A 12,771-nucleotide genomic window follows, 5' to 3' on the forward strand; every position below is an offset into this window, starting at 1 on the left:
ATTTAATTTCATTTAATTGAATCAGCTTAAATCAATTTAAAGGTTAAGCTGGCATCCAAATTTATTTCCATTCCCCACGCAATTCACTGACCTTTTCCTGCAGAATCTGAGGTGTCACATCTTGTGGCGGCATGACATCACCCACCACCAATTCCAACTTGGAAAATGGTCCGCGACGGAAAGCGCGCTCAAAAGGATTGCTTTTATCACGCGACAATACACTGCCCCATAAACCACGCAGAGCAAGCGGATAGACAGGAACAGGACTACGCTCCAGTATCTTCATGACGCCGCCTTTGAATTCATTCAGTTCACCTGTTGCTGTCAATTTACCCTCAGGGAAAATACAAACGAGTTCACCTTCATGCAGAGCCTGGGCGACATCGATAAAAGATTTTTCCATCAGCCATGGGTCTTCTTTTGCCGGCGCGATAGGAATCGCTTTTGCAGTACGGAATACCCAGGACAGGAAAGGTATTTTAAATATCCGGTGATCCATGACAAAACGTACTGGCCTCGGGCTTGATGCCATGATGACGATGGCATCCATATAGCTGACGTGATTACAGACCAGTATGCCCGCACCTTCATCTGGTATACGGTCAGTATTGATGGTCTTGACCTTGTAGATGGTATGTATCAGCAGCCAGGCAATAAAGCGCATCAGGAATTCTGGCACCAGGCTGAAGATATAAATCGCCACGATGGCATTGAGTATGGCTGTCGCCATGAAGATCTGCGGTATCGTGAAACCCCGGTCAAGCATTGCCACAGCGGACAATGAGGCAACCACCATGAACAAGGCATTCAGGATGTTCATGCCTGCTATTGTGCGTGACAAATGTTTTGGGTCGCAACGTGTCTGTATCAAAGCAAACAGAGGAACGATATACAGGCCACCAAAAATACCTATCATCGTGATGTCAAACAAAATGTGCAGACTGCCTGTTTGCTTGACAAATTCCATTGCACTTACGGTGGCGATATTGGTATAGCTGATGCTGGATAAATACAGATCAAAACCGAATACGGACAATCCTATGGCACCAAACGGCACCAGACCAATCTCCACCTTATGACCAGAGAGCTTTTCGCACAACAAAGAACCGGCACCAATGCCAAAAGAAAAAATCGTCAGCAAGAGTACGAAGACACTGTGATCACCATGCAGATAATCTTTGGCATACAACGGGAATTGCGCAAGAACGATGGCACCATAGAACCAGAACCAGGAGTTACCCAACAGGGATAAAAATACCGGACGGTTTTGTTTGCTGAAACTGATATTCCTGATAGTTTCTGTCGCCGGGTTCCAGTTGATTTTCAATTCCGGTGCAGGAGCTGGCGAGTCTGGGATACGCAGGGCGGTCAGGTAACCCATGATGGCGACGACTATCGCACCACCAGCCACCAGTTCTGTGCCCCAGGGCTTATGCACCACCAGCATGGCGCCCAAAATTTCACCCAGCAAGATGCCAACAAAGGTGCCCATTTCTATCAGTCCATTACCGCCAACCAGTTCATCTGTCTTCAGATGCTGAGGCAAGTACGCGTACTTGACAGGCCCAAACAAAGTGGAATGTATGCCCATGCCGCACACAGCAGCAATCAGGAGCCATAGATTATGTGTCTGCCAGCCTACGGCAGCCACCAACATGATGCCAATCTCGAGCAACTTGACCTTGCGGGCCATGCTGCCTTTTTCAAACTTGTCGGCCAGCTGCCCTGAAGTCGCAGAAAACAGCACAAAGGGTAAAATGAATAAGCCAGGAATCAAGTTATTGAGCAACCCAACGTTCATGTCAGTCCAAGACAATGCGTCGTACGTCAGTATGGTCAGCAAGGCTGTCTTGAATACATTGTCATTGAATGCGCCAAGGAACTGAGTCCAGAAGAATGGAGCAAAGCGGCGCTGGGACAGCAGGGTAAACTGGCTATGTTGGCTCATGGATGGTGTCTGCTACCTGAAATTTAGATTAAAACCGCAAGAATTGTAACTTACCCAAGTCTGAATTGAGTAAAAACCATATACACGATCAGGAAAGAAAAAAATCAATTGCTTTATGAACTGGCAATATCTGACAGCTTTCTTGCGTTGCCGTCCGTAAGGCGTTTTCCAACAAAGCGGGTGTTGCCCCCCATGGGCCGGGGGTTTCACTTACTTCGTGGGTATATAAAATCAACCAGCCACCTACTGTGGCAGTATGCTTGATTAAAGCACCAATTTCATCGACATTGTTATTGGCTGAGTACAGGGCTTGCGCGCGCAATGCAGACAAATCGGCTCGTCCCGTCTGGGTACCTCCGCCAGTGATACGGTTATATGAAAATCGTTTGGCAGCCGCCAGCTTGCTACCCAGGTCGTAGGCGCCAAAGGGAAAGGCAAAACCGTGATTAATGATCCCATGCTGTTTGAAAAAAGCCTGATTGCGCTCCCAGTCCTCCGACAGAAAACTGGAAGTAGCATTGGCGCAATTTGTATGAGAATAGGTATGGCAACCAATTTCATGCTCGTTTTGTAGCAGCCGCTGTAAATCTTGAACGCTATGGCAAGGCTGATTTTGCTCGACACCATCGGTCAAACTGCCGCATATATAGAAAGTGCCGCGTGTCTGATACAACTCCAGCAACATGGCACCCTGATGACAGGCACTGGCTGGCACATCATCAAAACTGAAACTGACTACTCCCCTGCCCTTGTTCAATGGCAACCAGCGATTTGCTGTGTGGCGTGCCGCGAAACGGCTTAATCTTTGTGTTAGCCCCATGATCAGCGCAAACTATCCGAAGCACTTAAGGAATGTTGGTAGCGTTTCAAACCCATACGCGAATTACTTCCCGGTAAATTTTCATAGGTATATTCCAGGCCCAGCTTGATCACTGCCTGTTTCAGATTCACACCGTCAGACTCACGCTGTACTTTTTCATAAAAACTATCAAGAACCAGGCGGAAACCACGCTCAAATTCATAAGCGCCACCCAAGCCTATGCGCATCAGTTTTTCCTTGCGCGATGTGCCATCGGCCAGCGTTGCCAGACGAGGCACAAGTACATTATCGCTATTTTGCAAAAGCGTAGAGAAATTCATTTGTGATTTGTCTGAATACTTCCACTGCGCATCAAAGCGCATGGCTTTACTAAGTACATAAACGACAGTGCGGTCTACAATGGTAAAAGGCCGGTCCCACAATTGCAGGTCAAGACGCAATTTAGGAGAGTAATGATAAGTACCACGCCACAGGATATTCGATAAATTGGTATTTCGCTCAGTCAGCACATCGTACTGACGCTTGATGACACCAAGATGAGCGCTGGTAACCGATTTACTGCTATAACGCCATTCTGCATCGATAAAAACTTCTGACTCTTTATAGGCCTTATCCAGATCAGCAATATCCTGCTCGTTCCTGTCCGGGAAACTGGTTTCCGACAAGCGCGTACCGATTTCTACACTGGAACCGGTCGGTGCATAATAGCGCCCACTCAATTGCCTGCCGCGCTCATCGAAATTATATAGCTGGTTCAGTGGCAAATCATAATTCAGGCCAGCCCTGTCTACCCTGGCATTCACAGACCATTCATCCGTCAGTTTAAAGTTGACATTGGCAGCTGCGCGTTTTTGGTGCGAGATATCTTTATCTGTCAGGCTGCCGTTAATGTATTGGAATAATCTGTCTTCTTTGCCAGCAGTCACCTGTCCATTAACGATGTTGCCGGCAGCCCATTCGAAAGTAGCGTCGGCAGCCTTCAAATTGTGGTCAAGGTTCTTATAATTTTTATAGTGTCGTTTACCAAGCGAACCTGTCAAAATCAGGCGGGTGCGGTCAGACAAAATGGGGAGAATGGCACCTGCTCTTATATCAGTACCAGTAATGCTGTCACGGTCGCGAAACTGTTTATCCGGTGCAGACTCTGGCTGATCTGCTTGATCCGGCCTGGCAGTTTGCTCGTAAAATCGAAATGGATTACTGTCACTGGTCAGTGAAGTTTCCAGTTGCAATACCAACTCCACTGTATCTGCTACACATACAGATGGAGTCAATACTGATGACAAGCCAAGCACTAGCCAGCCACCTGATCTGGTAGAAAAACGAGATATGCGGGATACTTTACTACGCACCCTGCCATTCATTTTACTTGTCTTTTGCATGCCATTTCTATTGTAATTGCAGGCCACTGTCAGTTAAACGAAAAACACGGTCACAGCGCCCGGCCAATTCTGCATCATGGGTAACAATAACAAAAGCTGTACCCAGAGTACGCGACAATTCCAGCATCAAGGCAAATACCTGTTGTGCCGTACTGCCATCCAGATTGCCAGTAGGCTCATCTGCCAGCACACAAGCCGGCTGGGTTACCAGCGCACGCGCCAAAGCCACACGCTGCCTCTCGCCGCCGGACAACTCACCGGGCACATGTTTAAGTCTATGCCCCAGCCCCACTTTTTCCAAAATGCTTTGTGCTATTTTTTGTGCTTCAGTTCTTGCCATGCGACGAATGATGAGTGGCATGGCGACGTTATCCAATGCTGAAAATTCCGGCAATAAATGATGGAACTGATAAACAAAACCAAGAGCATGGTTACGCAAAGTACCACGGGCAGTTTCATTCAGACTGGCAAAATCCTTGCCTTGCAAAGTCACGCTACCTTTGCTGGGCGCATCCAGGCCGCCCAGCAAATGCAGCAAAGTAGACTTGCCGCAACCAGAAGCACCAATGATGGCAACCCGTTCTCCCCTGAAAACACTCAGGTTAATTTCTTTCAATACATTGACAGATTCCAGCCCTTGCGAAAATGTCTTACCCAGATTGCTGCAGGATAAAACTGCTTCTTGCTCATTACTTTGCTTGTTCTGTTCTTTACTCAATACTTGATCACTCATAACGCAATGCCTCCGCAGGTTTCACGCGTGAAGCACGCCAGCTAGGATAAATGGTGGCCAGCATTGCCAGGATCAGGGCAACGCTGCCGATAGTCAATACGTCGGATAACTGTACATCCGATGGCAACTTGCTGATGACATACACCTCTTTGGAAAGCAGCTGTATACCCAATATACTCTCTATGAAAGGCACGATGACGTCAATATTCAGGGAGATCAACAAGCCCAGGCCCACACCAGACAGCGTACCCAGGCAACCGACGATAGTGCCTTGTATCACGAATATTTTCATGATGGATGAAGGTGCTGCACCCAGGGTGCGCAAGATGGCGATGTCGGCCTGCTTGTCAGTCACTGTCATGACCAGGGTAGAAACCAGATTAAAAGCAGCCACGGCGATGATCAGCGTCAGGATGATGAACATCATGGTTTTTTCTGCTTTTACCGCAGCAAAATACACCTTGTTCTGTTGTGACCAGTCGCGTATCAGCAGGTCACCAGAGAGGGTACGTGACAAATCCAGCGCTACCTGAGGTGCCTTGAGCATTTCTTTTATACGCAGACGCAGGCCGGAAGGCGAACTCAGGCGGAAGAATTTTTGCGCATCCTCTATATGCATGAATGCCATGCCGGAATCATATTCGTAATGGCCAGCCTCAAATATCCCCACCACATTGAATGCTTTCAGACGGGGCACTACCCCTGCCGGTGTCATTTGTCCTTCAGGTGCTGCCAGGGTAATTTTTTCGCCTATGCGCACCCGCAAACTATTGGCCAGTGCAGAACCGAGCACGATATTGAATTCGCCCGGCTTGAGATCAGCCCATTTGCCATACTTGATCTTACTGGCGACATCCGAGACCTTGGGCTCCTCTTCCGGCAGGATGCCGCGCAAGATGACGCCGCGCATGACATCTTCGCGAATGATCATGGCCTGGCCATCAACATAGGGGGCTGTCCCTGTGACCGCAGGATTTTTTTGCACTTCCAGCGCAGTCGAGCGCCAGTCAGGCAAGGCACCGCTGGCATCAAAGACTTCAACGTGGGCCAGCACGGACAACATACGGTCACGCACTTCTTTCTGAAAGCCATTCATGACTGAAATAACAACAATCATGGCTGCCACACCCAGCCCTATGCCCGCCATGGAAATCAGCGAGATAAAAGAAATAAAACCATTACGACCACTACGCCGCCCGGCACGCGTATAACGCAAGCCAACCAGCCATTCAAAAGAGAGATTTTTCACTGCATTTACACTTGTTGTGAAGGCAGCCAGCAGTTTGCCATACGTTTGCCCTACAATACAGCACTATGAACCATTTAGAATTGATAATCCCATTCGGGATCCCGCCAGCAAGCCTTGCCAAAGACCTGTTAAAAGAAATGCGTACCCCTGGTTTAGCCAGGTTAATCGCTTGCGCAGGCAGCGCCCAGACACAGACGATAGACGATTTTTCACGCGCGCTTAGTTATGAATACTGGCTTGCTGACCAGTTTCCTCCAAAGGAAAAAGCAAATAGTCCGGCCATTGCCTGGAACAAGATGACAGCCTGCGGTCTGACACCTGATGCTGGGCATTGGTTCATTCTGCAGCCCGTCCACATTCATATTGCCCGTGATCACCTGGTATTGACAGATCAGCGACGCCTGAATATTAGTGAGGCCGAATCCCGCCCGTTGTTTGAACAAGCCAAGGCAAGCTGTGAAGAATTGGACTTGCAACTCTTGTTTGGTGACGCGCAGACCTGGTTTTTGCGCGCTGACGACTGGGTAGGTCTGCAAACAGCCACAGTAGACGCCGCTTGCGGCCATAATATTGATATCTGGATGCCTAAAGGCGAATTTGAACGCCCCTGGCGCAAACTGCAAAATGAAATACAAATGCAGTGGTTCACCCATGACATCAATGCTCAGCGTGAAATGCGCGGTGCTAAAGTCATCAATTCTGTCTGGATATCAGGTGGGGCACAGAGTTTGAATCCAGACCTGAGGCAAGTTAGTTTGGCAACTGACTTCACGCAGTACCTGTCCAAGCGGCCAGCGGGGGACCAGCAAGCACCAGTTTTGCTCGGCAACCTATGCGAAGCTGCCATCAATAACGACTGGGCGTTATGGCTGGATAATATGCATGATCTGGAAAAAAACTGGTTTTCTCCTTTGTTGGCAGGTTTGCAGGATAAACAGGTCCCCGGTTTGAAACTGACCTTCAGCGATGCCCACAGAATAGCCAGCTTTAATCTGACACCCTGGTCCTTGCGCAAATTCTGGGTCAAACCCTCATTACATCACTTATTTTCGATTTCATGACACGCATTACTGTACGCCCCTGCCCTTTCCGTGAATCTGAAATGTTGCGCCAGAATGGCCTGCATCCTGTTCTGGCTCGCCTGTATGCATCACGCGGCGCAACAGGAGAAAAAGAACTCAGTACCGAATTGAATGCCATGCTGCCACCAGCCGGGCTCTTGCATATAGACCAGGCTGCAAAGTTTTTGGCAGATGCCATCGCACAAAATAAAAAGCTGGTCATCGTGGCCGACTATGACTGCGATGGTGCCACTGCCTGTGCAGTAGGCTTGCGCGGGCTGCGCATGCTGGGGGCAAATGTTGACTACATCGTCCCGAATCGCTTTGAATATGGCTATGGCCTGACGCCAGAAATCGTCGCATTGACGCAAAAAGAGAAATCGCCAGACGTCATCGTCACCGTCGATAATGGTATCGCCAGTGTAGATGGCGTTGCAGCGGCCAATGCACAGGGGATTGCCGTGCTCGTCACCGATCATCACTTGCCAGGCGATCATCTGCCGGATGCTGCCGTGATCGTCAACCCCAATCAGCCAGAATGCGGCTTTTCCAGCAAAAACCTGGCTGGGGTCGGCGTCATGTTCTATGTATTGCTGGCTTTACGGGCAGAATTGCGCCAACGCGGCGTATTCGACCAGCAAAATCAACCCAAGCTGGATACTTTGCTGGATCTGGTCGCTCTGGGCACGGTTGCCGATGTGGTCAAACTGGATGCCAATAACCGCATCCTGGTAGCGCAGGGCCTGAAACGCATGCGCGCTGGCCGCATGTGCACCGGGATCGCAGCCTTATTCCGCGTAGCTGGTCGTGAACCACGCAATGCCAGTCCCTTTGATCTTGGTTTTGCCCTGGGGCCAAGACTGAACGCTGCTGGTCGCCTGGCTGATATGGCGCTGGGCATAGAATGCCTGACTACGGATGACGAAGGTCGCGCCTGGCAAATCGCTCAGGAATTAAATAGCATCAATGCTGACCGCAAAGACATAGAGCGCGAGATGCAGGATGTGGCCTTGCTGCACCTTGATGATTTCCAGCCACAAGACAGCAATACCATTACGGTGTTTGATGAAAGCTGGCATCAAGGCGTTATCGGGATTGTTGCCTCGCGCCTGAAAGACAAGTTTTACCGTCCGACCATCACCTTTGCGCCTGGTGGCGAAGGCTTGATCAAAGGCTCGGGCCGTTCCATACCTGGCTTTCATCTGCGTGATGCACTTGATCTGGTATCCAAACACGCCCCTAGCCTGATACAAAAATTTGGCGGTCATGCGATGGCAGCGGGCCTGACTTTACGCGCTGAAGACTTCCCTGCATTCCAGCAAGCTTTTGAATCTGTAGGAAAAAGCTGGTTACAAGCACACCAGCTTGAACGTGTCGTAGAAACAGATGGTCCACTGGAAGATGCCTATTACACGACAGACTTTATCCGGTTGCTCGATACCCAGGTATGGGGGCAAGGCTTTCCTCCCCCTATATTTTGCGATGACTTTAAACTGATTTCGCAAAGAATATTGAAAGAACGCCATTTAAAGCTGGTGCTGGAAAAAAATAAGCTGCGCTATGACGCGATCTGGTTCGGCCACACTGACAGCCTGTCTGAAAATGTGCATGTCGCCTTCAGGCTGGATGCCAATGAATACAATGGCGTTACCAGAGTGCAGTTAATGGTTGAGCATATAGATTAATGTTGCCCTCAATCCTTCATTCCAACAAAAACTCTTGAATATGTTCAGCCAGCAATTGTAGATTACGATCAAATTTGCTGGCCGCAGTCGCCGCATCGGCATCTGGCATTTCCAGACTATGGTTACCGTCCAGCTCAATGATATTGAGCTTCGCTGATGTACTTGCCGCAAATTGATGCAGCGTTGCCAGCTCACAATGGGGATCTGCATTTCCGGTAAGCATAAGAACCGGCCTGCCCTCAAGTTCAGCACCTGGATAATTTTCTTTGACAAGGCTTAGTTCATCTCCTCCTGATTCTGCTGCCGTGCATAGTGGCGTCAACAAGGCGCAATTTTTCAAAGCAACGTCATCGCGAAAAACTCGCCAGGCCACGATGGAACCAAAAGATTTGCCAGCAACAGATATTTGCTCTTGCTGTATACGCGCATCTTTTTTTGCAAGTTCAATACCAATCTCAAGTCTTGCAGCTCAGCAGCCAGATCATCCGCCGGTTGGCCATGGACAGGATCCGCTATATAAAAAGCCCAGTTAAACCGGAATACAGCAAAACCTTGCATCAACAAATGGCTGGCAACTTGCGTAATGACTGGTCTGTGCATGTCATAGCGCAAACCTGGCGCAATAATCAATACGGGAAATGGCCCGGCTCCAGCAGGAAATTCTGCAAAAACTTCTACTATTGTGCCATCAGGCTTGAAGATTTTTTCGATAATGGAATGCATGAATTTTTAAATTAAATTCTTAAATTAATTCTTTTTGTTTTTCTGTAGCTGCTTATACCTTGTACTTATATAGAACTTCGATACTGAAATATATCTTTTGGTTCCATCGGCACGGAGACAAAATCCATCCATCGCAGTGCATCATATTTGCAACATCGGGCAAATCTTCTTTGCAAGTGAATCAACACAATAGCGTCATTCAGGTTTGGTCGTTTTATTTTCAAAATTTTCTTCGGGCTTGTAACAAAATAATACAAATCTTATCGAATTGCTGCACAATACAAAAATCTGTGCGGTCGGCTATGGCACAATCGTTTTGTCGTTTTTACTGGTACTTATTCACTGTGGAGAGTCTGGATGAAAAAAGGTAATTGGCTGTTGAAGACTGGCGCTTTGGTTGTCATTGGCGCATTTGCAGGTTTGCATGCTGGCGCAGCGATGGCAGCAAAGACTTTGGTATTTTGCTCTGAAGGTAGCCCAGAAGGTTTCAATCCGCAATTCTTTACCACTGGCACCACAGCCGATGCAGGCTCAGTGCCCATGTATAACCGCCTGGTAGAAATGGAAACCGGCACCACCAATATCACCCCTGCCCTGGCAGAATCCTGGGATATTTCTGCTGACGGCCTGACGTATACCTTCAAACTGCGCAAAGGTGTCAAGTTCCATACTAATGCCAAGTTCAAGCCCAGCCGTGACCTGAATGCTGACGATATCCTGTTCAGCTTTTACCGCATGGCAGATGAAAATCATCCCTTCCATAAAAATACACCCGGACAAACCTATGCCTATTTCCAGGATCTGGGCATAGCCAAGATAGTCGACAAGCTGGAAAAAGTCGATGACCTGACCGTGCGTTTTAAACTTAAACGTCCAGAAGCTCCTTTCCTCGCCACACTGACGATGGATTTCATGTCAGTGCATTCTGCTGAATATGCGCAGAAAATGAAGGCTGCCGGAACACCAGAATTGATAGACAAAGAAATCATCGGTACAGGTGCTTTCCAGTTTGTGTCCTACCAAAAAGACGCCATCATCCGCTACAAGGCACATGATGGCTACTGGGATGGTCGTCCGAAAATCGACAATCTGGTGTATGCAATTACTCCCGATGCATCGGTTCGTTATGCCAAACTCAAGGCGGGTGAATGTCATGTCATGGCTTTGCCGAAACCGGCAGATGTGGAGTTGATGAAGAGCGATCCAAATATCAAACTGTTGTCACAGCAAGGTTTGAATATTGGTTATGTCGGCTTCAACGTAGAGAAAAAACCCTTTGATAACAAGCTGGTACGTCAGGCTTTGAATCTGGCCGTTGACCGTGCGTCGATATTGAAATCTGTTTATGCAGGCACAGGGCAAGTCGCCAAGAACGTCATCCCGCCGACCATGTGGTCGTATAACGACAAGATCAAGGAATATCCTTACGATGTAGCGCAGGCCAAAGAATTGCTGGCCAAGGCTGGTTATGCAAACGGCCTGGAAATTGAACTTTGGTATTTGCCAGTATCTCGCCCTTACAATCCAGACGGCAAGCGCATGGCCGAATTGATACAGGCAGACTGGGCCAAAGTCGGAGTCAAAACCAAGCTCACGACCTACGAATGGACTGAGTATAAAAAACGCAGTAAGACTGGCGAGCAGCATTCCATGATGTTTGGCTGGTCAGGTGACAATGGCGACCCGGATAATTTCTTTGAGCCAATTTTGGGATGCGAAGCAGTCAAAGGTGGCGGTAATATTCCAAGGTGGTGCAATAAGGATTATGAAGACTTGATCCAAAAAGCCAAATTGACACCAAAACAAGCAGAAAGAGCCAAGCTTTACGAAAAAGCACAGGAAATAGTGCGCGAAGAGGCACCTTTGCTCCTGTTGGCACACTCTTTGCGTTACACCCCAGTGCGCAAGAATGTGATTGGTTTCAAAATGGATTCCACCGCTCATCATTACTTTAAAAAAGTAGATTTGGATAAATAAGCATTACCCACGCGTGGCACCAATTTGCAAGATATTTGCAAATTGGTGCCACCGTTGTATCTGACACGCAGTTTTCACATTATCTGAAACTGATTGTTGTCCTGATGAATTTTGTTTGAAAAAGGTTTTTCGATGCTGGGTTTTATTCTCCGACGCCTGGGTGTAGTGATCCCCACTTTCCTTGGCATCACGCTGCTGGTTTTTTCATTGATACACTTAATACCTGGTAATGTCGTCGAAGCCATGACGGGCGAGCGCGGCATGGATGCCGAGCGTTATGCCAGTCTCATGCATTTGTATGGACTGGATCAGCCTTTATATCAGCAGTATTTTTCTTATCTGGGTAAAGTCTTGCAGGGTGATCTGGGGCGCTCCATCATCACGCAAGAATTGGTCAGCAAAGAATTTTTCACCTTGTTCCCGGCAACACTGGAATTGTCGCTTTGTGCGATTATTTTTGCGGTTGTGCTGGGACTGCCAGCGGGCATACTGGCCGCATTGAAGCGCAATAGCTTTCTTGATTATTCTGTCATGGGTGCATCTCTGACTGGTTATTCCATGCCTATTTTTTGGTGGGCACTTTTGCTTATTCTGATGTTTTCTGTGACCCTGGGCTGGACGCCGGTGTCTGGCCGTATTGATATTCTGTTTGACCTGCCCCATGTGACTGGCCTGATGCTGGTTGACAGTCTGCTGTCAGGCGAAGAAGGTGCCTTTAAATCAGCTGTCATGCATTTGATCTTGCCTGCAATTGCACTTGGCACTATTCCACTGGCTGTAATTGCCCGCATGACCCGTTCAGCGATGCTGGAAGTGCTCAAGGAAGATTATGTGCGTACTGCGCGTGCCAAAGGTATGTCATGGATGCGGGTAGTCTGGGTGCATGCCTTGCGCAATGCGCTGATACCTGTCATCACCGTTATCGGTATGCAAGTGGGAACATTGCTGGCCGGTGCCATCCTGACTGAAACAATTTTCTCCTGGCCAGGCATAGGCAAGTGGCTGATTGAAGCGATACAAAGGCGTGATTACCCTACCGTACAAGGTGGCATATTACTGATTGCCACCATCGTCATCACAGTCAACCTGATTGTGGACGTGTTGTATGGCGTGATCAATCCACGTATACGCCATTAATACAATGCAGCCATGTGTAACTTCACTCATCACTTAAAAGATTTGATCGCAGAATT

11 protein-coding genes are annotated in these 12,771 nt (G+C 48.3%); 4 read left to right on the forward strand and 7 right to left on the reverse strand.

Annotated elements, in window-relative coordinates; translation table 11 throughout:
• Positions 1-61: 61 nt before the first annotated feature.
• The 5 genes from AC07OI_RS08865 to AC07OI_RS08885 all read right to left on the reverse strand — a co-directional run bounded on the left by AC07OI_RS08865 (position 62) and on the right by AC07OI_RS08885 (position 6,132).
• A complete protein-coding gene (locus AC07OI_RS08865; RefSeq protein ID WP_495256957.1) occupies positions 62-1,948 on the reverse strand; it encodes an MFS transporter in 1,887 nt (628 codons plus the stop codon).
• Positions 1,949-2,036: 88 nt separating this feature from the next.
• The gene (locus AC07OI_RS08870; RefSeq protein ID WP_495256958.1) at positions 2,037-2,768 is read right to left on the reverse strand and encodes a polysaccharide deacetylase family protein; all 732 of its coding nucleotides are present in this window, start codon (positions 2,766-2,768) and stop codon (positions 2,037-2,039) included.
• Between the two features lie 2 nt (positions 2,769-2,770).
• Entirely contained in the window at positions 2,771-4,150 is a 1,380-nt protein-coding gene (locus AC07OI_RS08875; protein ID WP_495256959.1) for a hypothetical protein, read from the reverse strand.
• 7 nt (positions 4,151-4,157) lie between these two features.
• Complete coding sequence (gene lolD, locus AC07OI_RS08880) at positions 4,158-4,883, reverse strand: lipoprotein-releasing ABC transporter ATP-binding protein LolD (RefSeq protein WP_495256960.1); 726 nt, start codon at positions 4,881-4,883, stop codon at positions 4,158-4,160.
• Positions 4,876-6,132 (reverse strand): lipoprotein-releasing ABC transporter permease subunit, encoded by a 1,257-nt coding sequence (locus AC07OI_RS08885; RefSeq protein ID WP_492704456.1) that lies wholly within the window; start codon positions 6,130-6,132, stop codon positions 4,876-4,878. The genes lolD and AC07OI_RS08885 overlap by 8 nt, the downstream gene beginning before the upstream one ends.
• A 137-nt stretch (positions 6,133-6,269) precedes the next feature.
• Between AC07OI_RS08885 and AC07OI_RS08890 the strand changes: the two genes are divergently transcribed.
• The gene (locus tag AC07OI_RS08890; protein WP_495256961.1) at positions 6,270-7,193 is read left to right on the forward strand and encodes a hypothetical protein; all 924 of its coding nucleotides are present in this window, start codon (positions 6,270-6,272) and stop codon (positions 7,191-7,193) included.
• Complete coding sequence (recJ, locus tag AC07OI_RS08895) at positions 7,190-8,878, forward strand: single-stranded-DNA-specific exonuclease RecJ (protein WP_495256962.1); 1,689 nt, start codon at positions 7,190-7,192, stop codon at positions 8,876-8,878. Before AC07OI_RS08890 ends, recJ begins: the two co-directional genes overlap by 4 nt.
• A 16-nt stretch (positions 8,879-8,894) precedes the next feature.
• Here recJ and AC07OI_RS08900 read toward each other — a convergent pair whose 3' ends face one another.
• Both AC07OI_RS08900 and AC07OI_RS08905 read right to left on the reverse strand, forming a co-directional pair.
• Positions 8,895-9,251, reverse strand: a complete 357-nt coding sequence (locus tag AC07OI_RS08900) for a hypothetical protein (RefSeq protein WP_495256963.1) — start codon at positions 9,249-9,251, stop codon at positions 8,895-8,897.
• Positions 9,215-9,601: a hypothetical protein gene (locus tag AC07OI_RS08905; RefSeq protein ID WP_495256964.1), complete on the reverse strand. Its 387-nt coding sequence runs from the start codon at positions 9,599-9,601 to the stop codon at positions 9,215-9,217. The genes AC07OI_RS08900 and AC07OI_RS08905 overlap by 37 nt, the downstream gene beginning before the upstream one ends.
• 357 nt (positions 9,602-9,958) lie before the next feature.
• On the opposite strand from AC07OI_RS08905, the gene AC07OI_RS08910 reads away from it, so the two are divergent.
• Both AC07OI_RS08910 and AC07OI_RS08915 read left to right on the forward strand, forming a co-directional pair.
• The gene (locus tag AC07OI_RS08910) at positions 9,959-11,578 is read left to right on the forward strand and encodes an ABC transporter substrate-binding protein (RefSeq protein WP_495256965.1); all 1,620 of its coding nucleotides are present in this window, start codon (positions 9,959-9,961) and stop codon (positions 11,576-11,578) included.
• A gap of 132 nt (positions 11,579-11,710) precedes the next feature.
• A complete protein-coding gene (locus AC07OI_RS08915) occupies positions 11,711-12,715 on the forward strand; it encodes an ABC transporter permease subunit (protein WP_492704461.1) in 1,005 nt (334 codons plus the stop codon).
• The last annotated feature ends 56 nt before the right edge of the window (positions 12,716-12,771 follow it).

It is taken from the genome of Undibacterium sp. GW821-FHT07F11 (genome assembly GCF_059418665.1).